The sequence below is a fragment of the Salipiger sp. genome, assembly GCF_048261495.1.
In the GTDB taxonomy this organism is placed as follows: Bacteria; Pseudomonadota; Alphaproteobacteria; order Rhodobacterales; family Rhodobacteraceae; genus Salipiger.
Genome location: NZ_JBLXFX010000002.1, coordinates 278,568 through 301,336, shown reverse-complemented (window position 1 = coordinate 301,336; position 22,769 = coordinate 278,568). Strand labels below are relative to the sequence as shown.

Below are 22,769 nucleotides of genomic sequence, written 5' to 3'. Positions count from 1 at the left end.
CCGGGTCATGCGACCCTTTGTCCAGCGTGGCGCCGAACGCTATGATATGGGCAAAGAAACAACGAGTGCAGGCCGTTCCGGCAAGGAGAGCAGCATGAAACGACACTTCCTGGCCATGCTTGTGGCACTGGCGGCGCTTTGCGCCGGGCCGGTCGCCGCCCAGGACGGGCCGCTTCGCATCGAGATCACCGAGGGCGTGGTGGAACCGCTGCCCTATGCGGTGCCCGATTTCGTGGCCGAAACCGGCGACGCGGCGAAATATGCGACCGATATCGCCCGCGTGGTGGCCGAGGATCTGACCGGCACGGGCCTGTTCCGCGAGATCCCGAAGGATGCCCACATCAGCCGGATCACCTCGTTCCAGAGCCCGGTGCAGTTCGCCGACTGGAAGGCGATCAACGCGCAGGCGCTGGTCACCGGGGCGGTTTCGGTCGAAGGCGGGCGGGTCGTGGTGAAATTCCGGGTCTGGGATGTCTTCGCGGGAACCGAGCTGGGGCAGGGCATGCAGTTCGCTGCCGTTCCGGACGGCTGGCGCCGCCTCGCGCACAAGGTGGCCGACCAGGTCTATGCCCGCATCACGGGCGAGGGCGGCTATTTCGACAGCCGCGTGGTCTATGTCTCGGAAACCGGTCCCAAGGACGACCGCAAGAAACGTCTCGCGATCATGGATTATGACGGCGCGAACGTGCAGTTCCTGACCGATTCCGCCTCCATCGTGCTGGCGCCGCGTTTCTCGCCGGATGGCGGGCGCGTGCTCTATACCAGCTACCAGTCCGGCTTTCCCCGGATCCACGTTCTCGACGTCGGTTCGGTCCAGAGTCGCATCCTGCAATCGGGTGACGGCGTGATGAGCTTTGCGCCGCGGTTTTCGCCCGACGGCTCCAGGGTGCTGTATTCGCTGACGCAGGAAGGCTCGAACACCGACATCTTCGAGATGGACATCGCCTCGGGCGCGACGCGCCGGCTGACTTCCTCGCCTTCGATCGAGACCGCGCCGAGCTTTTCGCCGGACGGCAGCCGCATCGTGTTCGAGAGCGACCGCTCCGGCACGCAGCAGCTCTACATCATGTCCGCGAACGGCGGAGAGCCGACCCGTATCAGCTTCGGGCAGGGGCGCTACGGCACGCCGGTCTGGTCGCCGCGCGGGGATCTCATCGCCTTCACCAAGCAGAACGCGGGCCGGTTCCACATCGGGGTGATGCGCACCGACGGCTCGGAAGAGCGGCTGCTGACCGCCTCCTTCCTCGACGAGGGTCCGACCTGGGCGCCGAACGGCCGGGTGCTGATGTTCGCCCGCGAGACGCAGGGCGCGCAGGGGGCCTCGGCGCTCTATTCGGTGGATATCTCGGGGCGCAATCTCAAGCGGGTGCGCACCCCGGACGGCGGTTCCGACCCGGGCTGGGGCCCGCTGCAATGACCCCTGTCACCGGGCGCGCGAATTTTCGACGAAGGTTCGCAGACCCCGAGGGCACATTTTCAAGACCCGCAGGCTGTGTTAGCCTGCGGGCAATCAACGAGCAGGACAGTCACATGACACAGCTTCCCAAGGCCCTGATGCTTATCGCCGCGCTGGGCCTCGCGGCATGCACCAACGGCAATCGGTTCAACGACGACAACATGGCCGGAGCCGGCACCGGCGCGGGCATGGGTGGCGTTTCCGGCGGGATCATCCCCGGCTCCGCCAACGATCCGGCCTCGCCCGCCTATTTCAGCCAGACCGTCGGAGACCGCGTGCTCTTCGCCGTCGACCAGTCGACCCTCTCCCCCGAGGCCCGCGCCACGCTGGACGGGCAGGCGCAGTGGCTGACCACGAATTCCGACTATCTCGCCGTGATCGAAGGCCATGCCGACGAACAGGGCACCCGCGAATACAACCTCGCCCTCGGCGCGCGCCGGGCCAACGCGGTGATGGAATACCTGATCTCGCGCGGCATCCCCTCCAGTCGGCTGAAGTTCATCAGTTACGGCAAGGAACGCCCGATCGAGATCTGCTCGGACGAATCCTGCTATGCCAAGAACCGCCGCGCGGTGACGGTCATCTCCATGGGCATGACGAGCTGAGGCGCGCCGGGATGCGGTTCCAGGGCTTCGCAATCGGTCTGACCCTGCTGCTGACGGGCGGCGGGGCCTGGGCGCAGGACGCTTCGACGCTGGCGGATCTGCGGCAGGATCTTTCGGTCCTGTCCGTCGAACTGCAGCGGCTGAAACGGGAACTGAACACCTCCGGCGGCAGCTCCGTTGCCATCGGAGGCGGGACGCTGGACCGCATCAACGCCATCGAATCCGAGCTGGTGCGCGTCACCAACCGGACCGAGGAACTGCAGCATCGCATCGACAGCGTGGTGACCGACGGCACCAACCGCATCGGCGATCTGGAATTCCGCATCTGCGAAATCGAACCGGGCTGCGATCTCGGCAGCGTGGGGCAGACCAAGCCGATCGGGGGCACCCCGCCCTCGACCGCCGCGACGGCTCCGGCGCCGGTGCCGCAACCCGAAACGCTGCCCTCGGGCGGCGCACAGCTTGCCGTCGGCGAAGAGACGGACTACCGGCGGGCGCAGGAGGCGCTCGCCAGCGGTGACTTTCAATCCGCCTCGGACCTCTTTGCGGCCTTCCGCCAGACCTACCCGGGCTCTCCCCTAGAGGCGGCGACCTTCGTCGGTGAGGGCAAGGCGCTCGACGGGCTCGGCGACACCCGCGAGGCGGCGCGCCGCTTCCTCGGCGCCTATGCCAACTACCCCGAAAGCGATGCCGCCCCCGAGGCGCTGTGGCGGCTCGGGGCCGCGCTCGGATCGCTCGGCAGCGTGTCCGAGGCCTGCGTGACCCTCTCCGAAGTGGCGATGCGCTATCCCGGCACCCCCGCCGTAGAGGAGGCCGAGGCCCAGAAGGGGCGCCTCGGCTGCCAGTGACCGGCCTCGACCAGCGTTTTGCCGATGCCATGGGCGCGGCACTCGGGCCCGATTTCCCCGGAGACATCGCGCTTGCCGTGTCCGGCGGCGGTGACAGCATGGCCATGCTCACCCTTGCCCACAACTGGGCGCATCGGTGGGGCGTGCGGCTCTGGGTGGTGACCGTCGATCACGGGCTGCGCCCCGAAGCCGCTGACGAGGCCCGCATGGTCGCCTCGGAATGTGCCCTGCTCGGCCATCCGCACGCGACGCTGCGCTGGCACCGCGAGGGGGCCGGCAACCTGATGGAGGCGGCCCGCAATGCCCGGCTGTCCCTCATCGACCGCTGGCGCGGCGGGCTCGGCCATGTGCTGATGGCCCATACCCGCGACGACGTTGCCGAAACCTTTCTCATGCGGCTTGCCCGCGGGTCCGGGGTCGACGGGCTGTCGGCCATGGCCGCAACGCGCCGGATCGAGGGCGCGTCGGACAAGAGCCCGCTTCCCGAGCGGGATCGCGACGGCGCTCTGCCGCCGGGTGGTGCCGACACCGACGCCGAAGGCTTCACCCTCGTGCGGCCCTGCCTCGACATGGGGCGCGAGGAGCTGCGCCACTACCTGCGCACGCTCAAAGGCCGCTGGGTCGACGATCCGAGCAATGACGACCCCGGGTTCGACCGGGCCAGGATCCGCCATTCCCTGCGGCATCTTGCCGAGGTCGGGCTGACGGCCGAGACCCTCTCGGCCACCGCGCACCGCATGACCCGCGCCCGCGAGGCGCTGCGGCTGCGCGCGCGGGAGGCATGGCAGCGCATGGGCACCGAGGGGGCGGGAGCCGGCGGCGCGCGCACCGGGGATCTGCTCTTTGCGCGGGAACTGTTCGAAGACCTCGACCGCGACACCGCCATGCGCCTGCTGGCCGCGGCGCTGCAATATGTCGCCTCGGCCATTCATCGCCCGCGCGCAGAGGCGCTGGAAAACCTGCTCGACCGGTTGCTCGGCGGCGGCGGCGGCACCCTGCACGGCTGCGAGGCGCGGATGGAGCGCGACGCGCTGCGCATCTTCCGCGAGCTGAAGTCGGTGGACCAGCATCGCGCCGTGGTCGGAGCCCCCGGGCTCTGGGACAGACGGTGGCGTATCTTTCACCCTGATTTCAACGGGATGGAAGTGCGCGCCCTTGGCGAGGACGGCTGGCGCCAAGTGCCGGATCGCCCCGCCGTCGCCCCGCCGCACCATGCCGCCCGCAGCCTTCCGGCGATCTGGGACGGTGCGGCCCTCGTCGCCTGCGACGCGCTGGACGTCGGGCCGGGGCAAACCGCGACCCTGTGCCCGATGTCGGGCCGGGGCGACGGCTTCGATCGTTTCCTTCTTTCGCATTGAACCGGCGCGCACGATCCTTATGTTAGGACCATCGCGCTCCGCCCGGGGCGCGTGACGCATGTGAGGAGAAATTTCCTTGGGCAACGCTCGAAACATCGCCTTCTGGGTGGTCCTGTTCCTACTGATCCTGGCGCTTTTCAACCTCTTCTCCGGAGGGGGCAGCACGCTGCAAAGCCGCGAGATCAGCTATTCGGAATTCGTCAAGGCTGTGGATGCCCAGAGCGTGGCCTCCGTCACCATCGACGGCGAGCAGGTGCGCTACCGCACCAAGGACGGCACCGATTACGTGACGGTCAAGCCGGAGGATGCGCAGCTGACCGACATGCTGGTCGACAAGGGCGTGAACGTCCGCGCCGAACAGCAGGAACAGTCTGGCTTCCAGTCCTTCCTGTTGTCTCTCCTGCCGTTCCTGCTGCTGATCGGCGTCTGGATCTACTTCATGAACCGGATGCAGGGTGGCGGCAAAGGCGGGGCTATGGGCTTCGGCAAATCCAAGGCCAAGCTGCTGACCGAAAAGCACGGTCGTGTCACCTTTGACGATGTCGCCGGCATCGACGAGGCCAAGGAAGAGCTGGAGGAGATCGTCGAATTCCTCCGCAATCCGCAGAAATTCTCGCGCCTCGGCGGCAAGATCCCCAAGGGCGCGCTGCTGGTCGGCCCTCCGGGCACGGGCAAGACGCTGCTGGCGCGCGCCATCGCGGGCGAGGCCGGTGTGCCGTTCTTCACCATATCGGGCTCCGACTTTGTGGAGATGTTCGTCGGTGTGGGTGCAAGCCGTGTCCGCGACATGTTCGAGCAGGCCAAGAAGAACGCTCCCTGCATCGTCTTCATCGACGAGATCGACGCCGTGGGTCGCAACCGTGGCTCCGGCTACGGCGGCGGCAATGACGAACGCGAGCAGACGCTGAACCAGCTTCTGGTCGAAATGGACGGGTTCGAGGCCAACGAGGGTGTCATCATCATCGCCGCCACCAACCGCCGTGACGTTCTCGACCCCGCGCTGCTGCGCCCGGGCCGCTTCGACCGGCAGGTCATGGTCGGCAATCCCGACATCAAGGGCCGCGAGAAGATCCTCGGCGTGCACGCCCGCAAGACGCCGCTCGGCCCCGATGTGGACCTGCGCATCATCGCGCGCGGCACCCCCGGGTTTTCCGGTGCGGACCTTGCCAACCTCGTGAACGAGGCGGCGCTGATGGCCGCCCGTGTGGGCCGCCGCTTCGTGACGATGGAAGATTTCGAGAACGCCAAGGACAAGGTCATGATGGGGGCCGAGCGCCGCTCCATGGTCCTGACTGCCGAGCAGAAGGAAAAGACCGCCTATCACGAGGCCGGTCACGCCGTCGTCGGCCTGAAGCTGCCGCAGTGCGATCCGGTCTACAAGGCGACGATCATCCCGCGCGGCGGTGCGCTCGGCATGGTGGTGTCGCTGCCGGAGATCGACCGTCTGAACTGGCACAAGTCGGAATGCGAGGAAAAGCTCGCCATGACCATGGCCGGCAAGGCCGCGGAGATCATCAAGTACGGTGAGCCGAACGTCTCCAACGGCCCGGCGGGCGACATCCAGCAGGCCAGCGCGCTGGCCCGCGCGATGGTGCTGCGCTGGGGCATGTCGGACAAGATCGGCAACATCGACTATTCCGAAGCGCATGAGGGCTATCAGGGCAATACCGCGGGTCTGTCGGTGTCGGCCCATACCAAGGAGCTGATCGAGGACGAGGTGCGGACCTTCATCCAGACCGGCTACGAACGCGCGTTCCAGATCCTGACCGAGTACAAGGAAGACTGGGAGCGTCTGGCGCAGGGCCTTCTGGAATACGAAACCCTGACCGGCGACGAGATCAAGCGCGTGATGAAGGGCGAACCGCCCCATGCCAGCGGCGACAGCGGGTCCGAGGCCGAAGAGACGCCGAGCGTCACCGCCATCCCCAAGACCAAGCCCAAGGCGCGGCCTGCGGGCGAGGGCGGTCTGGAGCCGGAACCCTCTGCATGAGCGCAGCCGCCACGGCACAGGATTGGGACCCCGGGATCTATCACAGGTTCCGGGGTCATCGTTTGCGCCCCGCCATGGACCTGCTGCGCGCGGTCGGTCCGCTGCCGGACGGCGGGATCGTCGATCTGGGATGTGGTAGCGGCGCGGCGGGTCCGGCGCTGGCCCGGCTCGGGCGCGCCCTGACCGGCGTCGATCTCAGCCCCGCGATGCTCGACAAGGCGCGGGCGACGGGGGCCTACACGACCCTCGTCGAAGCGGATCTGGCGCGGTGGAGCGCTCCGGACCCGGTGGCGCTGATCTTTTCCAACGCGGTGCTGCACTGGCTGCCGGATCACGCGGCGCTGCTGCCCCGGCTGGCTGCGATGCTTGCGCCGGGCGGCACTCTGGCGGTGCAGCTGCCGCATCAGAACAACGCGCTGTCGCACCGGCTCTGGGTCAGCCTCGCGGACGAGATGTTTCCCGGCCGGGTCGATCACGCGCAGATTCCGGGCATCCTGCTGCCCGCCGAATATCACCGCATCCTGTCGGAACTCGGCCATGTCTCGCTGTGGGAAACCGAATACTATCAGGACCTCGACCCGGCGACGGATGGCCACCCGGTGCGCCGCTTCACCGAAGCGACCTTCGCCCGCCCGATCCTCGCCCCGCTCGACGACTCCGAGCGGCGGGCCCTGATTGCCGCTTACGAAGCGGTGATCGGCAAGGGCTATCCCGATGGTCCGACCGGCCGGGTCCTGTTCCCGTTCCGGCGATTGTTCTTCACGTTAACCACCTGATGCGTGACGCGAATTCTGCGTGAATCGCCGCCGCCCCGCTTGGCAGCGCGGGGCCGCTCGGTCAGGATCCGCGCGTCCACGAGGAGAGAAAGACCATGCCCGCGCTGAAACCCACGGAATTCGTCGCCGAAATCGTCTGGCTGGGCCAGGTCCCGGAAGAGGGCGAGGATATCCGGTCCGGCGAGGCCGGCTCGCTGACGCTCGACTTTGCCGGACCTGCGGGAGAGCGGCATTCCAGCCGCACGCGCCCCTCGTGCAGCCGGGTCACCTCCCAGCATCCGCGCGGAACCGAGATCGCCAACGTGCGCCAGCTTTCCATCGTTTCCGCGGAGGAAGTCGAAGCCATCCGCGCGCAGATGGGGCTGGAAACGATCCGGCCGGAATGGCTCGGCGCCTCGATGATCCTTTCCGGCATCCCCGATTTCAGCCATGTGCCGCCGTCGTCGCGGCTTCAGGGACCGGACGGCGCGACGCTGATCGTCGACATGGAGAATCGCCCCTGCAACCTTCCCGCGCGAGAGATCGAGCAGGAGGCCCCCGGTTTCGGCAAGCGGTTCAAGGCGGCCGCGGCGGGCCGGCGGGGGGTGACGGCCTGGGTCGAACGGCCGGGGCGGCTGGTCGTCGGACAGGCCCTGCGGTTGCACATTCCCGACCAGCCGGTGTGGACCGAGCTGGAGGCTGCGCGCCGCCACTGATCCTTTCGGATCGGTTTGCGCCGCAAGCGGTTGGCAAATGGTCGCTTTCCCCGTGTCGTGCCTTGCCTGAGCAGCCAAGTCTGGTCCAGACAGGGCGAAAGGCTTCGGGAGGGTCGCATGACTGTCAGAACGGATATCGAAATCGCGCGCGGGGCCACCAAGCGGCCGATCCAGGAGATCGGGGCGCGGCTGGGCATCCCTTCGGAGCACCTGCTGCCCTACGGCCATGACAAGGCCAAGGTCGATCAGGCGTTCATCGCCTCGCTCGCCGACCGACCCGACGGCAAGCTGATCCTCGTGACCGCGATCAGCCCCACCGCTGCGGGCGAGGGCAAGACCACGACCACCGTCGGGCTCGGCGACGGGCTGAATGCCATCGGGCGCAAGGCGGCGATCTGCATCCGCGAAGCCTCGCTCGGACCGAATTTCGGGATGAAGGGCGGGGCCGCCGGGGGCGGCCTGGCTCAGGTCGTGCCGATGGAGGAGATGAACCTTCACTTCACCGGGGATTTCCACGCGATCACCAGCGCCCACAACCTGCTGGCGGCGATGATCGACAATCACATCTACTGGGGAAATGCGCTCGAAATCGACACGCGGCGGGTGGTCTGGCGCCGCGTTCTGGACATGAACGACCGGGCGCTGCGGGATGTGGTGTCCTCGCTCGGGGGTGTGAGCAACGGTTATCCGCGGCAGACGGGGTTCGACATCACCGTGGCCTCCGAGGTCATGGCGATCCTCTGCCTTGCCGCCGACCTCGGGGATCTGGAACGGCGGCTCGGCGACATGATCGTCGCCTACCGGCGGGACCGGACGCCGGTCTTCTGCCGCGACATCGGGGCGGATGGCGCGATGGCGGTGCTGCTGAAGGACGCGATGCTGCCGAACCTCGTCCAGACGCTGGAGAACAACCCGGCCTTCGTGCATGGCGGGCCCTTTGCCAATATCGCCCATGGCTGCAATTCGGTGGTGGCGACGCGGACGGCGCTGAAGCTGGCGGATTACGTGGTGACCGAGGCCGGGTTCGGGGCCGACCTCGGTGCGGAGAAATTCATGAACATCAAGTGCCGCAAGGCCGGCCTAGCGCCCGATTGCGTGGTGCTGGTGGCGACGGTGCGGGCGTTGAAGATGAACGGCGGGCTGGCGAAGGACGCGCTGGCGGGCGAAGACGTCGCGGCGGTCGAACGCGGCTGCGCCAACCTCGGCCGTCACCTGCACAATCTCAAGAGTTTCGGCGTGCCGGTGGTGGTGGCGATCAACCACTTTGCCGGGGATACCGAGTCCGAGATCGCCGCCGTGCGGTCCTATGTCGGTCATCTCGGGTGCAAGGCGATCCTGTGCCGGCACTGGGCCGAGGGATCGGCGGGGATCACCGAGTTGGCCGAGGTCGTGGCGGGAATCGCCGATGCGGGCCAGGGCCAGTTCGCGCCGCTATACGAGGACGATCTGCCGCTCCTTGCCAAGATCGAATGCATCGCGCGACAGATATACCATGCGGGCGAAGTGACGGTGGACAAGCGCGTGCGGGAACAATTGCTGGATTGGGAGGCGCAGGGCTACGGCCACCTTCCGGTGTGCATGGCCAAGACGCAGTATTCGTTCTCGACCGACCCGCTGCTGCGGGGCGCCCCTGAGGGACATGTGGTGCCGGTGCGCGAGGTGCGGCTTTCGGCGGGCGCGGGATTCGTCGTGGCGATCTGCGGCGAGATCATGACCATGCCGGGCCTGCCGCGCGTGCCTGCCGCGGAGTCGATCCGGCTGAACGCGGCTGGACAGATCGACGGGTTGTTCTGATAAGGGGGCGGGACGGAGGGGGCATCGAGCCCCCTCCGTCCCGGCCGCCGCCGAGGCGGCTCCTGCGCTCCGCGCGGGGATATTTGAAGCCAGAAGAAGGATGGGCCCAGTGGCGGCGGAATTGATCGACGGCAAGGCATTCGCGGCGGAACTGCGGGAGCGCGTGGCGGGGCATGTGGCCGGGTTGCGCGCGGCGCACGGCATCGTGCCCGGACTGGCGGTCGTTCTGGTCGGGGAGGATCCGGCCTCGGAGGTCTACGTGCGCAACAAGGGGCGGCAGACGGTCGAGGTCGGCATGGCCTCTTTCGAGCACAAGCTGGTGGCGGAGACGTCGGAGGCGGCGTTGCTGGATCTGGTGGCGCGCCTCAACGGGGATGACGCGGTGCACGGCATCCTGGTGCAACTGCCGCTGCCCGCGCATATCGACGCGGATGCGGTGATCAATGCCATCGACCCTGCGAAGGACGTGGACGGGTTCACCCTGTCCAATGTCGGGCTGCTCGGCACCGGGCAGAAGGCGATGGTGCCCTGCACGCCGCTGGGCTGCCTGATGATGCTCAAGGATCGGCTCGGGGATCTGTCGGGGCTGGATGCGGTGGTGATCGGGCGGTCGAACATCGTCGGCAAGCCCATGGCGCAGTTGTTGCTGGGGCAGAGCTGCACGGTGACCATCGCCCATTCGCGCACCCGCGATCTGCCGGAGGTGGTGCGCCGGGCCGACATCGTGGTGGCTGCGGTGGGACGGCCGGAGATGGTGCCGGGCGACTGGATCAAGCCGGGCGCGGTGGTCATCGACGTCGGCATCAACCGCATTCCCGCGCCGGAGCGTGGCGAGGGCAAGACCCGCCTGGTGGGGGATTGTCACTTCGAGAGCTGCGCAGCCGTGGCGGGGGCGATCACGCCGGTTCCGGGGGGGGTGGGGCCGATGACCATCGCCTGCCTTCTGGCCAATACCGTGACCGCCTGCTGCCGTGCGCACGGCCTGCCGGAGCCGGAGGGGCTGACGGCCTGAGTCTTTGCGTCAGGCGGTAACGGGCACCATCGTGCCGCTGAGCAAGGCGATGTGGGTTTCCGCCCCGTCCTGCCGCGCGTAGACATCCGCCGTCACGATGACCAGCCTGCGCCCGGCCTTGACCACCCGGCCGCGCGCAACGAGCAGGTCGCCGCGCCCGGGGGCGAGAAGGTGGATCTTCATCTCGGAGGTCACGACCTCCATCCCTTCCGGCAGCGTGGTGAGCGCGGAGTAGCCCGCCGCGCTGTCGCCGATGGCGAAGGTCAGCGCGGCATGTGCGAAGCCCTGCTGCTGCTGTGCGCCGGGGAGGATGGGGGCGGTGATCGTCACGGCGCCCGGCTCGACCGCGACCAGTTCGGCGCCGAGGGTGGTCATCATCGTCTGACGATCGAAGCTGCTGCGGATGCGTGCGGTCATGTCCATGGCGTCACTCATGCACGGCGTCCGGCCCGTGGCAAGCGGTCAGCGCCGGGGCATCGGGATCGCCGCCGGGGCGGGGCCGGTGAGTATGGCGGTCGCTCCGGGCTCCATCAGGGTGTCGAGCACCGCGCTGTCCGTGCCGAGGCCGCCGGTATAGGCCCCGTAGGCGGGCAGGATCAGCCGCCTTCGGTCGACCAGGAAGCAGGGACGGGACAGCCTGCGACCACGCAGGGTCAGTCGGGCCTTGGGGTGGTAGTGGCCGGAGACCTCGCCGATCCCGCCGGTCGTGGCGATGTGCCGGAAGGTCAGCGGGCCGAGATGCACTTCGGCCCGGTGCGCGCCGCCGAGCGCGACGGGGCCGGGGTCGTGGTTGCCTTCGATCCAGGTCCAGTCGCGCCCGGCCTGAAGGCTGCTGATCCGGAGGCGGTCGGTTTCGGGCAGGGTGTCGGCGATATCGGGGGTGTCGAAGGAATCGCCGAGACAGATCACCCGGCGCGCGCCCGTCCGGTCCAGATCGGCTTCGAGTTTCGACAGCGTGTCGCGGGTTTCGTAGGGCGGCAACTGGGCGCCGCCGACGGCAGAGAGCCGGGCCGACTTTCCGAAATGCAGATCGGAGACGACGAGCAATCCTTCGTCCTGCCAGTGCAGGGCGCCGGAGGGCAGCGCGGAAAGAGTGGCACCGTGGAAGGCAAAGGCAAGGATGTTCATGAGATGTTCATGGGCCATCCCGCGCTCGGGCGCAAGGTGCGGTGCCTAGCCGCCGGTGCGGAGTGAGGCGGGCGTCCAGCCCGGGGGCTCGCAGCCGTAGCCGTCCTTGTCGCGGTCGAGCTTGTAGATATCGCGCCCGACAACGCTGACCGGCCCCCGAACATAGGCCGGGCCGTTGCCCGAGCCGCCCGCGCAATCCACATCCGACGCGACCGGCACGCAGGCCATCCCGTAGTTCGGATCGCAGGCCTGCGCCAGCGCCGGAGGCGCGGACAACAGTACAATGGCGAGAACGGCAGATCGCATGGCGGCGGCGCCCTTGATCAAGGTTAACGCAACGTTAATGATCGGTGGCGGGTTGTCCGTCAAGCGGGAGCCGGGAACGGGACTGGACAGGTTGCCGAAGGGGTCTGCCCGGAGGCTGCGCACCCTGCAGGATGCCGCTCGGTGCTTCATCCCGCCACGCGCGCCGGACAAGTCGTCGGCCCGGATGCGTGGAAGCACGGGGGGTAGGCGAAATTTCTGCAAGTGCAAAACGCGCCATGGTTGTGGTAGGCTGACGGCAATTCTCGCAATTCATTTCCGGGGCTCACCGATGCGTACCCTCCTTCCCTTCCTGTTGCTGCTGGCCGCGCCTGTGGCCGCGGCCGATCCTCTTCCTCCGCTTGCCCTCGAACCGGGCGCGACCACGATTTCGGGACTGTCGAGCGGCGCTTTCATGACGGTGCAGGTGCAGACTGCCTTTTCCGGCGCGATCGCCGGCGCGGGCGTGGTCGCGGGCGGTCCTTTCGACTGCGCGGGGGGCAGCGTGACACGGGCGCTGTATGTCTGCATGGACCAGTTCTGGATCTGGCCGGACACCACGCGGACGCTGGACAAGATCGCGGCGCTGGACGGGCGGATCGACCCGCCGGAGGGGTTGGCCGATGACCGGGTGTACCTGTTCCACGGCACCGAGGACGACACCGTGGGACGTCCGTCGATGGATGCCCTGCGCGACACATACCTGGCGCTCGGGGTGCCGGACGCGTCGATTCGCTATGTCTCGGACGTGGAGGCCGGGCACGGATTTCTGACCGAGGCGGGGAACGTGGAATGCTGGCGCACCGCGCCGGATTTCCTCAACGATTGCGATATCGACCAGGCCGGGAGCATCCTTATGTGGCTGCTCGGCCCGCTGGAGCCTGCCGCCGCGCCGGGCGCCTTGCTGCGCTTCGATCAGACGCTCTACACCGGGGGCGCGGCGGGCATGGACGATACGGGCTTTGTCTACGTGCCGCAGGCCTGCGCCGCGGGCGAGACCTGCCGCCTGCATATCGCACTGCATGGCTGCAAGCAGGGCCGCGAGCGGATCGGCGAGGCATACGCCACCTTGACCGGCTACAACGGCTGGGCCGAATCCAACCGCATCGTGGTGCTCTACCCGCAGGCGCTGAGCGTGCCGTCCCCCTGGTACGCGCCGTTTTCCGGCAATCCGAACGGGTGCTGGGACTGGTGGGGCTACGCGGGCAAGGACTACCTCAGCCGCGAGGCGCCGCAGATTGCCGCGATCGCGCGGATGGCGGCGGCCCTCGGGGCGGATTTCGGCGGCTGACCGCTCAGCCGTAGCTGCGTTCGCCGAAGATCGCGGAGCCGACCCGGACATGGGTCGCCCCCAGCGCGACCGCCTCCTCGAAGTCGGAACTCATCCCCATGGAAAGCCCTTCGAGCCCGTTGCGCGCGGCGATCTTCGCCAGCAGCGCGAAATGGAGGGAGGGGGTCTCCTCGACCGGAGGAATGCACATCAGCCCGGCAAGCGGCAGGTCGAGACCGCGTACCTCGGCGATGAAGGCGTCGGCATCAGCGGGCAGAATCCCGGCCTTCTGCGGTTCCTCGCCGGTGTTTACCTGCACGAACAGCTCCGGACACCGGCCCAGTTCCTGCGCCAGCCGGGCGAGGGTGGTGGCCAGCTTCGGCCGGTCGACGGAGTGGATGGCCGAGAACAGCTCCATCGCCTGCCGCGCCTTGTTGCTTTGCAGGGGCCCGATCAGGTGGACGTCGACGCCGGGGAAACGCTCCTTGAAGGCAGGCCATTTTCCGGCGGCTTCCTGCACCTTGTTCTCGCCGAAGAGGCGGTGGCCCTCCTCCAGCACCGCCTCGACCCGGTCGAGCGGCTGCACCTTGCTCACCGCGATCAGGCTGACCGAGCCCGGCGCCCGCCCCGCATCGGTTTCGGCCTTGGTGATGCGCGCCTTGATGTCGGTCAGTCCCATGAATCGGTCCCCCATGCCGCGATGAACGGCTCCAGTTCGGTTTCGTATTTGCGCCACGCCTCGGCGGAGCCGCGGTATATCGGCTGGCGCACCTGGCTGACGCTCAGCGTCTTGACCGCGCCGCCGGCGCTGTGGAAGTCGAGGCAGGCATCCTGCCAGCCCAGCCCCGCCGCGGCGACCAGCGCACGCGATTGCGCCTCCGGTTCGGTGACGAGGTCTTCGTAGCGGATTTCATGGATCACGCCCGGCAGGCGGGATTTCCAGTGCGCCACGTTGCGGCGGAAGCGTTTGATCGCGACGGCGATGTCGGCGAGATCGTTGGCATAGCGATGGCTGCCGGTGGTGAAGTGGTTCTTGTAGATCGACAGCGCGATATCGCGCGGGTCGCGCAGAACGACGATGATGCGCGCGCCGGGCAGGGTGCGGTTCAGCAGGCCGAAGATCAGGTGGCAGAGGATCGACTTGTCCGTGATTACCGGTGTTTTCGGCCCGAGATCACGGGTCACCAGGGTGGCATAGCGTTCGGCAAAGCGGCGCAGGCGCGCCTCGGGTTCGGCGGCGAGGGGGCGCATGGCCTCGCCTACGCCGAACATCTGGTAGGCCAGCCGCATGGCATGGCCGATCTCGCCGCCGGCGGTCACGTCGCCGTGGGCTGCGAGGATGCGTTCGACGAGCGTGGTGCCGGAGCGCGGCATCCCCGTGACGAAGACGGGACGGATCGCCAGCGGTGCGCCGAACGGTTCGGTCGGAAGCCCGTCCTGCGCGGCCAGCACCCCGGCGAATTCCCGCTCCTGCGCGGCGCTGTCGAAGGGCGCGGCCCTGCGCTGCAATTCGTTGGCGCGGCGCAGGAAGGCAAAGACGCGATCCGTGCGCGCGGTCTCTTCCATCGCCTTGGCGAGTGCATAGGCAAGGTGAACGCGGCGCGGGTCAGTGAGGCGGGACGAGTCCCACAGCCGCTCCATCGCGGAGAGGAGCGGATCGCCCGGACCCGGTTTCTTCGTGGCAAGGAAGATGCGGTACAGTTCCGCCTCTTCCGGGTGTTGCGAGATGAGCTTGCGGAACTGGCTGTCCGATTCCTCGAACCGGCCGAGAAGCTGGAGGTAATGCGCCTTGTCGGCCCGCGGTTTCAGGGCCTTGCGGTCGCTCGCGATGGCGAGGTCGTAGGCCCGGAGCGCGGCCTCGTCCGCGCCGAGCTGGCGGAATCGTTCGGCGGCGGCAAGGGTCAGCTTGCCGTTGGCGGGGGCCAGCGCGACGGCCTTGTCCATCCAGGAAAGACAGGCCGCGCGGTCGCCTGCTTCGAACGCGACGCGGGAAAGCTGAAAGGCGAGATCGGCGCGCTTGGGCTCCGAGCGGAAAAGCTGTTCGAGGCCGCTCCGCGCCGTGGTCCAGTCGCCGCGGGCGAGGCTGGTGCGGACCTGGTGGGCCAGGGTCGATTTCTGTTGGTCCGATAGCGGCAGCATCGTTTGCGGCGGGCCTTTGTCAAAAAAGAAAAGAGCGGGCAAATGCCCGCTCTTTCCGTAACCAATCTCCGGGGAGATTAGAAGTTCATGCGCAGACCGAGGGACCAGGTGTCCATGTCGGTGCCGTTGTTGAACTCGGACTTGCCGTAGCCCATGCGAGCCGACAGACCGCCGCCGAGGTCATAGGAACCTGCGAGACCCCAACCGGACTGCTCCCAGGAACCCTGCTCGTACTTGCCCCAGTTCACGCCGACTGCGATCGCGTTCATCTCGTAGCCGAAGCCCAGGCCGACGTGGGTGATGTCGTCGATGCCCGAGGTGTCGAAGTTGAACACGGAGTAGGTCAGGCCAGCGGAGAAGCCGGACGAGAAGGCGCCGGTTGCTGCGATGCCGGTCACGTTGCCGACGTCAGCCCAGTCCTGGTATGCGAGACCAACGGTCAGGTCGACCGGACCAACGGTGCCGGAGTAACCAACGCCGAGACCCCAGATGGTTTCGCCTGCGCCGGCAACCTGTGCGCCGTCTGCAACCTGCTCAGCGGAGAGCGAGAAGGTGAAGGCGTTGTAGGCGTAGTCGAAGCGAGCGATCTGGCCGTCGCCGAACTTGTCGAGGCCGTCTGCGCCGAGGTTGTTACCGTCACCGGTGTTGAAGCCGGCGTGTACGGTTTCGTCGTCAGCGAGCGAGCCGCCGGCGAGTGCCATTTCCGGCAGGATCTTGTCGAACGCGCCGTCGGTGTCGCCCATGGTCAGGGTTGCGCCGCCGTAGGACACGAAGATTGCTTCGCCGCCCTGGGTGCTGGGCGAGAACGCGCCGGAAGCACCGGATGCGCCGGAGCCATCGGATTCGTCGAGGTCGATGTTCGCGCCGAAGGTCAGGCCGTTGTCTGCTTCACCGGACATGGTGAAGGTGACGTCGATGTCGGTGAAGAACTGGGTGTCGTCGTTACCGTTGTCGTAGATACCCATTTCGGCGAAACCGGACAGGGTGATCTCAGCCGAGGCAACGCCTGCGGAAGCGACCAGTGCCGTGGTGGCAAGCAGAATCTTTTTCATTGTTTCCCTCATGTGTTCGTAAGGCACGTACCAATCCGGATAGCCCGGCCTTGATGACGCTTCTATGCGCTTTCCGGCCCCGGCATTGCAACCGGTCGCTGAGGGGGTGGTCCAACAAGCCATTCAGTGATGCGCAATTGCCACAAAACAGCCGGGCGCCTGTCATATCCCCGCCTAAAGCCAAGCGGGCAAAGGGCAAAGACGACTTGTCGGGCAGCCGCGCCACGGGTATGCAGGGGGCAGTTTAGACGGGACGGGCAGGAGCGCGGGTTCATGGATATGATGCGGATGGCAAAGGGCGTCACGCTGGTCGCCAGCTTGGTGGTCCTGTCCGGATGCGGGGCCGTGAACTCCTGGTTCGGCGGCAGCGGCTCCTCCGGGCGCGTGGTGGAAACGCGGCCCGCGTCCGAGATCGCCGATGACGAGATCTACGGTCCCGGCAAGGCGCCCACCTCGACCATCTGGGACATCTTCAAGCCCCGCGCGGATGCCGGCAAGGTCGGTGCCGTCAACAAGTACATCTGGAACGCCTCGCTGCAGGTTCTCGATTTCCTGCCGGTGGAATCGGTCGACCCCTTCACCGGGGTGATCACCACGGGTTTCGGCACGCCTCCGGGCGGGGGCCGCGCCTATCGCGCCACGATCTACATTTCGGATCCGGCACTTGATGCACGCTCGCTCAACATCGCGCTGATGACCAACTCCGGCCCCGCCGACGCGGCGACCGTGCGCGCGGTGGAGGATGCGGTCCTCACCCGGGCACGCCAGCTCCGCGCGCAGGACAGTCGTCTCTGATCTTCGTTCCGATCGCCGTCAGGAGGCCCGGCGCAGCCAGGCCAGCCTGACGAAGCCGCGCTCGACCAGCGCCATCGCCGGGGCCTTCTGACCGGCCGAACGGATCGACAGGTCCGTATCCAGCAGCATTTCCAGCGCGGTTTCCAGCCGGTCCGCGCTCCAGCCCTGGGCCTGACGCAGCATCCGGTCGCGGCGCGGGCCGAAAAGGGGCGGGCGAATCCGCTGTACCCCGGCCTGGGGTCCGCCCGGCGCGGCGGCCAGCGTGTAGAGAATGCGGAAATGGCGCATCGCCATGATGAGCAGCGTCACCGGCGCGACCCCCTGGGCGGCAAGGCGCTGCACCAGCGGGCCGATGTCGCGGGTGCGGCCGTCGGCCACCACGTTCAGGATGTCGTCAAGCTCGGCCTCGATGGAGGCCGGGGCGCAGGCGGCCACCTCGCTCGCGGTCAGCGGCAGCGGATCGTCCAGCTTGTAGAGCGCGACCTTCTCCAGCACCTGGCGGAAATCCCCGGGTTCCAGCGCGCGCGCCAAGCTTTCCAGCGCATCGCGGGCGTCGGATTCGATCCGCTCCAGCCCGGCCTTCTTGAGCGCGGCCTCGATCTCTTCGCGGCCGGGCGGATCGGTATAGATGCCGATGGCCAGGGCGGCGGGATGTTTTTCGAACAGGACCCGCAACTTGGAGCGGGCATTGAGCTGTCCTGCCGTCACAACGATCTGCGCATCTCCGTCGCGCCAGTCGTCCACCGCGACGCGCAGGGTGTCGGTCAGCCCGTCGGTCGCATCCTGCACGAAGGCGACGCGCGGACCGGGAAAGAACCCCTGCGCCTTGATTGCGTCGAGCAGCATCGCCGGGTCCTTGCGCAGATCGGCGCCGGAAACCCGGGCGAGTCGCATCTCGGCCTCGGCTTCGGGGCCGACGAGGGCGAGGATGATCTCCTGCCGACGGTGGGCGACGCGCATGGCGTCCTCTCCGTAGAGCAGGACGGCCGGCCGCGACGGGTCGGGCTTGCGGAAAAAGGCCTGCGCGTCCCGGGGCGAGAGCTTCATCGCGTCAGCTTGTCCGCATCGAGAAGCAGCCGGTCGATGACCTGATCGGCCAGCAGGATCATCAGCCGGTCCTGCGCATCGCGCTGCGCCGCTTCGGTCGCGGGGGTCGAGCCGGTGATGGAATAGCCGGTGAAGGCATTGGTGCGCCCGGTGACGAGCGTCGCGCCGTCGGGATCGCGAAGCGTGTAGAACACCCGCCCCAGCAGGCGCACCCGCGTGGTCGACCCGTCGGCGAGCGAGCCGAGGCCCTGTTCGTTGGTTTCGATCCGGGTGGTCAGCACGTAGGGGCCCGAGCCCCGGCCCATCCGGTCCTCGAACCTGCGGTTGAAGGCATACTGATCGGTGGTGTCCGGTTCGGCCAGGGCGACGCTGTTCAGCAGTGCGCCGCCGCCCCCCTGCGGTCCGTAGGCAGGGGTAAAGCCGCAGCCCCCGAGGGCTGCGAACGACGCGAGGAAGAGTCTTCGATCAGGCGACCACATTGACGATCCGGCCCGGCACCACGATGAGTTTCTTGGGCGTGGCGCCGTCCAGCGCCCGCACCACACCATCATGCGCGAGCGCCAGCTTTTCAATCTCTTCCTTGGCCATGTCGCGGGGAACGGTCAGTTCGCCACGGCGCTTGCCGTTGACCTGGATGGGCAGGGTGACGCTGTCTTCGACCAGCATCGCCTCGTCCGCGACGGGCCAGGGCGCATCGGCGATCAGCCCTTCGCCGCCCAGCAGGGTCCAGCATTCCTCGGCCAGGTGGGGGGTCATCGGCGCCATGAGCTGTGCGAGGGTTTTCGCCGCCGCACGCTTGACCGCCGTTCCGGCGCGGGATTTCGACAGGGCGTTGGTGAAGCCGTAGAGCTTTGCGATCGCCGCGTTGAAGCCGAAGCTTTCCAGCCCGAGGGTCACGTCGTGGATCGCCTTGTGCATTTCGCGCAGCAGCGCCTCGTCTTCCCGGGTCGGGGCGGTGTCGCTTTCGGCGATGTCGGCGGCGATGCGGTAGACCCGGCCAAGGTGCCGGTTCGCGGCCTCGGCGCCCGAGGCGGTCCATTCCACGTCCCGCTCGGGCGGGGAATCGGACAGCACGAACCAGCGCGCGGTATCGGCGCCGTACTGGCTGACGATGGCGACCGGATCGACCACGTTGTTCTTGGACTTGGACATCTTGGCCGAGGGGATGATCTCGACCTCCGTCCCGTCTTCGAGAAAGCCCTTGCCGTCCTTCAGCGTGACCGCCTCGGGGTAATGATAGACCGGGCGGCCCTCGGCGGATGTCGTCTGGTAGATCGCGTGGGTCACCATGCCTTGGGTGAACAGCGCATTGAACGGCTCGCGCGATTTCTCCGGCAGGTGACCGGTGATGTTCATCGCCCGCGCGAAGAAGCGGGAATAGAGCAGGTGCAGAATCGCGTGTTCGATGCCGCCGATGTACTGGTCGACGTTCATCCAGTATTCGGCTTCGGCCATGTCGGTCGGGGTCGTCGCGCGGGGGGCGGTGAAGCGGGCGAAGTACCACGAGGAATCCACGAAGGTGTCCATCGTGTCTGTTTCACGCTTGGCCGGTTTGCCGCAGGACGGGCAGGCGCAGTCGCGCCAGGTCGGGTGCCGGTCGAGCGGGTTGCCGGGAATCGAGAAGTCGATGGGCTTGCCTCCCTCGTCGTAGGGAAGCTGGATCGGCAGGTTTTCCTTCTTCTCGGGCACGACGCCGCAGGCGTCGCAATGCACCACGGGAATCGGACAGCCCCAATAGCGCTGACGCGACAGGCCCCAGTCGCGCAGGCGGTACTTGGTGACGCCCTGGCCCACGCCGTTCTTTTCGCAGAAGTCGACGGCGGCGTTCACCGCCTCGTCGCCGGTCTGGATCTCTTCACCGGCGATCAGCCGGGTGTAGCGGACCTTTTCGGTCTTGGCGGGCACGAAGGGCGCGGCCTGGATGTCGATCTCTCCCTCCAGCGGGAGGAAAGTGTCGACGATGGGCAGGTCGTATTTCGCGCAGAAGTCGTGGTCGCGCTGGTCATGGCCCGGGCAGCCGAAAATGGCGCCGGTGCCGTAGTCCATCAGGATGAAGTTGGCGATGTAGACCGGCAGTTCCCACGAGGTGTCGAAGGGGTGGCGCACGGTGATCCCGGTATCCAGCCCGCGCTTTTCCGCCTTTTCCAGCTCTTCCTCGGAGGTGCCCATGCGGCGGCATTCGGCGACGAAGGCGGCGACCTCGGGATTGTCGCGTTCGAGATGACGCGCCAGCGGGTGATCCGGCGAGATGCCGACAAAGCTTGCACCCAGCAGCGTGTCGGGGCGGGTGGTGTAGCATTCGATGCGGTCGAAGCCGACGGGCCCGTCGACCGTCGAAAAGGCGAACTGAAGACCGCGCGAGCGGCCGATCCAGTTGGCCTGCATCAGCTTCACCTTGGCGGGCCAGTCATCGAGACTGTCGAGCGCATCGAGCAATTCGCCTGAATAGTCCGAGATCTTGAAGAACCACTGGGTGAGTTCCTTGCGCTCGACCAGCGCGCCGGAGCGCCATCCGCGGCCGTTCTCGACCTGCTCGTTGGCCAGCACGGTCATGTCGACCGGGTCCCAGTTCACCACGGCGTTCTTGCGGTAGACCAGCCCGGCGTCGAGGAAGTCGAGGAACAGCGCCTGCTGCTGGCCGTAATATTCCGGGTCGCAGGTGGCGAACATCCGCGACCAGTCGAGACCGAAGCCCAGCGGCTTCATCTGGCCGACCATCGTGTCGATGTTGCCGTAGGTCCAGTCCTTGGGGTGCCCGCCCGACGCCATGGCGGCGTTTTCCGCCGGCATCCCGAAGGCGTCGAACCCCATCGGATGCAGCACGTTGAACCCCTGGCCGCGCTTGTAGCGGGCGATCACGTCGCCCATCGTGTAGTTGCGCACATGGCCGATGTGGATGCGCCCCGACGGATAGGGGAACATCTCGAGCACGTAGTATTTCGGCTTGTCGCCGGAACGGGTGGCCTTGAAGGTCAGGGCCTCGTCCCAGGCCTGTTGCCATTTCGGCTCGATCACTGCGGGGTCGTAACGCGACATGATGGGTCCCTCGGGGGCGGAGAAGTCTTGGGGCGGGGTGATAGGCCCAAGGCCCGGTGACGTCCAGTGCAAGGCGACATTTCCGCAACCGCGCGCCGGAAAAGGCCGCAAGGTCGGGTATTCGGCCATTGGCGGAATGGCGACGGGGTGGCACAACTGCGGTCATCCGCCGAAAGAACCGAAAAGATTGCAATGAAGATCCTGTTGATCCACCAGAATTTCCCCGGCCAGTACAAGCACCTCGCCCCGGAGCTGGCGCGGCTCGGACACCAGGTCGTGGCGCTCACGCCCAAGGTCAAGAAGGTCGCGCAGTGGAACGGCGTGACCGTGCTGCCCTATGTCATCAAGGGCGGCAGCACCAAGGGCATCCACCCCTGGGTGTCCGATTTCGAGACCAAGATCCTGCGCGCCACAAGCTGCTACGGCGCGGCGATGGCGCTGAAGAACCAGGGGTTCACGCCCGATGTCATTCTCGCCCATCACGGCTGGGGCGAAAGCATGTTCCTCAAGGATGTCTGGCCGACGGCGCGGCTGGGGCTCTATTGCGAGCTCTACCATCTGACGACCAGGGAATTCGTCGGCTTCGATCCGGAGTTCGCCTCGGGGCAGAGCGCGACCGACCCGCTGCGCATCCGCATGAAGAACCTCAACAACCGCCTGCACGAAGAGGTGATGGATGCCGGGATCAGCCCGACGCGGTTCCAGGCCTCGACCTTTCCCGACAGCTGGCAGGACCGGCTGACCGTCGCGCATGACGGCATCAACACCGACCTCGTCGTGCCCAACCCCGCCGCGCGACTCGAAGTCGACGGCATGGTGTTCTCGCGCGAGGACGAGGTCATCACCTTCATCAACCGCAATCTCGAACCCTATCGCGGCTATCACATCTTCATGCGCGCGCTCCCCGAGATCCTGAAGCGCCGTCCGAACGCCCATGTCACGATGATCGGGGGGGACGAGGTGAGCTACGGCGCCAAGGCTCCGGACGGCAAATCGTGGAAACAGATCTTCATCGACGAGGTGAAGGACCGGATTTCCGCCGAGGACTGGAAGCGGGTGCATTACCTCGGCCGGGTGCCCTACGAGCGCTTCCTCGCGATGATGCAGGTCAGCCGGGCGCATGTCTACCTGACCTATCCCTTCGTGCTGAGCTGGTCGCTGCTCGAAGCGATGAGCGCGGAATGCGCCATCGTCGCCAGCGGGACCACCCCGGTGCGCGAGGCCCTGACCGAGGGCGAGACCGGGATGATGGTGGATTTCTTCGACCGCGAGGGGCTGGTCGACAAGCTTTGCGCCCTGCTCGACGATCCGGAACTCCGGGCGCGGCTGGGGCGCAACGCACGCCGGCACGTGGTCGAGAATTACGACCTGCGCAAGATCTGCCTGCCGCAGCACGTGGACTGGGTTCACAAGCTCGAAACGCTGGAGGCGCGGCCGCCGCGTGACTGACGGCCGCAGGCCCGTG

At 67.3% G+C, this 22,769-nt stretch carries 21 protein-coding genes; 12 read left to right on the top strand and 9 right to left on the bottom strand.

All coding sequences use genetic code 11. From position 1 onward, the window contains the following. Nucleotides 1-94: 94 nt before the first annotated feature. From tolB to folD, 9 genes are all read left to right on the top strand, one after another. Nucleotides 95-1,417, top strand: a complete 1,323-nt coding sequence (gene tolB, locus ACN0RJ_RS04920) for a Tol-Pal system beta propeller repeat protein TolB (protein WP_417723578.1) — start codon at nucleotides 95-97, stop codon at nucleotides 1,415-1,417. A gap of 113 nt (nucleotides 1,418-1,530) precedes the next feature. Continuing rightward, entirely contained in the window at nucleotides 1,531-2,061 is a 531-nt protein-coding gene (gene pal, locus ACN0RJ_RS04915; protein WP_417719523.1) for a peptidoglycan-associated lipoprotein Pal, read from the top strand. An 11-nt stretch (nucleotides 2,062-2,072) separates the two neighbouring features. Next, nucleotides 2,073-2,909 carry a tol-pal system protein YbgF gene (gene ybgF, locus ACN0RJ_RS04910; protein WP_417723577.1) on the top strand — a complete coding sequence of 279 codons (837 nt, stop codon included), beginning with the start codon at nucleotides 2,073-2,075 and terminating at the stop codon, nucleotides 2,907-2,909. 29 nt (nucleotides 2,910-2,938) lie between these two features. Further along, nucleotides 2,939-4,267 (top strand): tRNA lysidine(34) synthetase TilS, encoded by a 1,329-nt coding sequence (gene tilS / locus ACN0RJ_RS04905; RefSeq protein ID WP_417723765.1) that lies wholly within the window; start codon nucleotides 2,939-2,941, stop codon nucleotides 4,265-4,267. 76 nt (nucleotides 4,268-4,343) lie between these two features. Then, complete coding sequence (gene ftsH / locus ACN0RJ_RS04900) at nucleotides 4,344-6,257, top strand: ATP-dependent zinc metalloprotease FtsH (protein WP_417719521.1); 1,914 nt, start codon at nucleotides 4,344-4,346, stop codon at nucleotides 6,255-6,257. 74 nt (nucleotides 6,258-6,331) lie between these two features. Next, entirely contained in the window at nucleotides 6,332-7,033 is a 702-nt protein-coding gene (locus tag ACN0RJ_RS04895; RefSeq protein WP_417723576.1) for a methyltransferase domain-containing protein, read from the top strand. A 95-nt stretch (nucleotides 7,034-7,128) separates the two neighbouring features. Beyond that, nucleotides 7,129-7,728, top strand: coding sequence for an MOSC domain-containing protein (locus ACN0RJ_RS04890; RefSeq protein WP_417723575.1), 600 nt, complete (start codon nucleotides 7,129-7,131; stop codon nucleotides 7,726-7,728). Nucleotides 7,729-7,845: 117 nt separating this feature from the next. Beyond that, nucleotides 7,846-9,522, top strand: coding sequence for a formate--tetrahydrofolate ligase (locus tag ACN0RJ_RS04885; RefSeq protein ID WP_417719518.1), 1,677 nt, complete (start codon nucleotides 7,846-7,848; stop codon nucleotides 9,520-9,522). Between the two features lie 109 nt (nucleotides 9,523-9,631). After that, complete coding sequence (gene folD / locus ACN0RJ_RS04880) at nucleotides 9,632-10,534, top strand: bifunctional methylenetetrahydrofolate dehydrogenase/methenyltetrahydrofolate cyclohydrolase FolD (RefSeq protein WP_417723574.1); 903 nt, start codon at nucleotides 9,632-9,634, stop codon at nucleotides 10,532-10,534. A gap of 9 nt (nucleotides 10,535-10,543) precedes the next feature. On the opposite strand, the gene ACN0RJ_RS04875 is transcribed toward folD, so the two are convergent. The 3 genes from ACN0RJ_RS04875 to ACN0RJ_RS04865 are packed head-to-tail and all read right to left on the bottom strand — an operon-like array spanning nucleotide 10,544 to nucleotide 11,968. Beyond that, nucleotides 10,544-10,957: a PaaI family thioesterase gene (locus tag ACN0RJ_RS04875; RefSeq protein WP_417723573.1), complete on the bottom strand. Its 414-nt coding sequence runs from the start codon at nucleotides 10,955-10,957 to the stop codon at nucleotides 10,544-10,546. 39 nt (nucleotides 10,958-10,996) lie between these two features. After that, the gene (gene pdeM / locus ACN0RJ_RS04870) at nucleotides 10,997-11,662 is read right to left on the bottom strand and encodes a ligase-associated DNA damage response endonuclease PdeM (RefSeq protein ID WP_417723764.1); all 666 of its coding nucleotides are present in this window, start codon (nucleotides 11,660-11,662) and stop codon (nucleotides 10,997-10,999) included. A gap of 45 nt (nucleotides 11,663-11,707) precedes the next feature. Continuing rightward, the gene (locus tag ACN0RJ_RS04865; protein WP_417723572.1) at nucleotides 11,708-11,968 is read right to left on the bottom strand and encodes a hypothetical protein; all 261 of its coding nucleotides are present in this window, start codon (nucleotides 11,966-11,968) and stop codon (nucleotides 11,708-11,710) included. A 289-nt stretch (nucleotides 11,969-12,257) separates the two neighbouring features. Between ACN0RJ_RS04865 and ACN0RJ_RS04860 the strand changes: the two genes are divergently transcribed. After that, complete coding sequence (locus ACN0RJ_RS04860; RefSeq protein WP_417723571.1) at nucleotides 12,258-13,256, top strand: hypothetical protein; 999 nt, start codon at nucleotides 12,258-12,260, stop codon at nucleotides 13,254-13,256. 4 nt (nucleotides 13,257-13,260) lie between these two features. On the opposite strand, the gene ACN0RJ_RS04855 is transcribed toward ACN0RJ_RS04860, so the two are convergent. The 3 genes from ACN0RJ_RS04855 to ACN0RJ_RS04845 all read right to left on the bottom strand — a co-directional run bounded on the left by ACN0RJ_RS04855 (nucleotide 13,261) and on the right by ACN0RJ_RS04845 (nucleotide 16,426). Next, the gene (locus tag ACN0RJ_RS04855; protein ID WP_417723570.1) at nucleotides 13,261-13,914 is read right to left on the bottom strand and encodes a YggS family pyridoxal phosphate-dependent enzyme; all 654 of its coding nucleotides are present in this window, start codon (nucleotides 13,912-13,914) and stop codon (nucleotides 13,261-13,263) included. Next, the gene (locus tag ACN0RJ_RS04850; RefSeq protein WP_417723569.1) at nucleotides 13,905-15,374 is read right to left on the bottom strand and encodes a tetratricopeptide repeat-containing sulfotransferase family protein; all 1,470 of its coding nucleotides are present in this window, start codon (nucleotides 15,372-15,374) and stop codon (nucleotides 13,905-13,907) included. Before ACN0RJ_RS04850 ends, ACN0RJ_RS04855 begins: the two co-directional genes overlap by 10 nt. A gap of 77 nt (nucleotides 15,375-15,451) precedes the next feature. Beyond that, a complete protein-coding gene (locus ACN0RJ_RS04845) occupies nucleotides 15,452-16,426 on the bottom strand; it encodes a porin (RefSeq protein ID WP_417723568.1) in 975 nt (324 codons plus the stop codon). Nucleotides 16,427-16,699: 273 nt separating this feature from the next. On the opposite strand from ACN0RJ_RS04845, the gene ACN0RJ_RS04840 reads away from it, so the two are divergent. After that, on the top strand, nucleotides 16,700-17,221 hold the full coding sequence (locus ACN0RJ_RS04840) for a DUF3576 domain-containing protein (protein ID WP_417719509.1): 522 nt from the start codon (nucleotides 16,700-16,702) through the stop codon (nucleotides 17,219-17,221). Between the two features lie 18 nt (nucleotides 17,222-17,239). Here the strand turns inward: ACN0RJ_RS04840 and holA are convergent, their stop codons facing one another. Genes holA through leuS form a run of 3 tightly spaced genes read right to left on the bottom strand, consistent with a single transcriptional unit; the run spans nucleotide 17,240 to nucleotide 21,304 of the window. Beyond that, a complete protein-coding gene (gene holA, locus ACN0RJ_RS04835; protein WP_417723567.1) occupies nucleotides 17,240-18,268 on the bottom strand; it encodes a DNA polymerase III subunit delta in 1,029 nt (342 codons plus the stop codon). Beyond that, nucleotides 18,265-18,747 (bottom strand): LPS assembly lipoprotein LptE, encoded by a 483-nt coding sequence (gene lptE, locus ACN0RJ_RS04830; RefSeq protein ID WP_417719507.1) that lies wholly within the window; start codon nucleotides 18,745-18,747, stop codon nucleotides 18,265-18,267. Before lptE ends, holA begins: the two co-directional genes overlap by 4 nt. After that, entirely contained in the window at nucleotides 18,734-21,304 is a 2,571-nt protein-coding gene (gene leuS / locus ACN0RJ_RS04825; RefSeq protein WP_417723566.1) for a leucine--tRNA ligase, read from the bottom strand. Before leuS ends, lptE begins: the two co-directional genes overlap by 14 nt. A 192-nt stretch (nucleotides 21,305-21,496) precedes the next feature. Here leuS and ACN0RJ_RS04820 point away from each other — a divergent pair, with 192 nt between their 5' ends. Next, nucleotides 21,497-22,753 (top strand): glycosyltransferase, encoded by a 1,257-nt coding sequence (locus ACN0RJ_RS04820; RefSeq protein WP_417719505.1) that lies wholly within the window; start codon nucleotides 21,497-21,499, stop codon nucleotides 22,751-22,753. The last annotated feature ends 16 nt before the right edge of the window (nucleotides 22,754-22,769 follow it).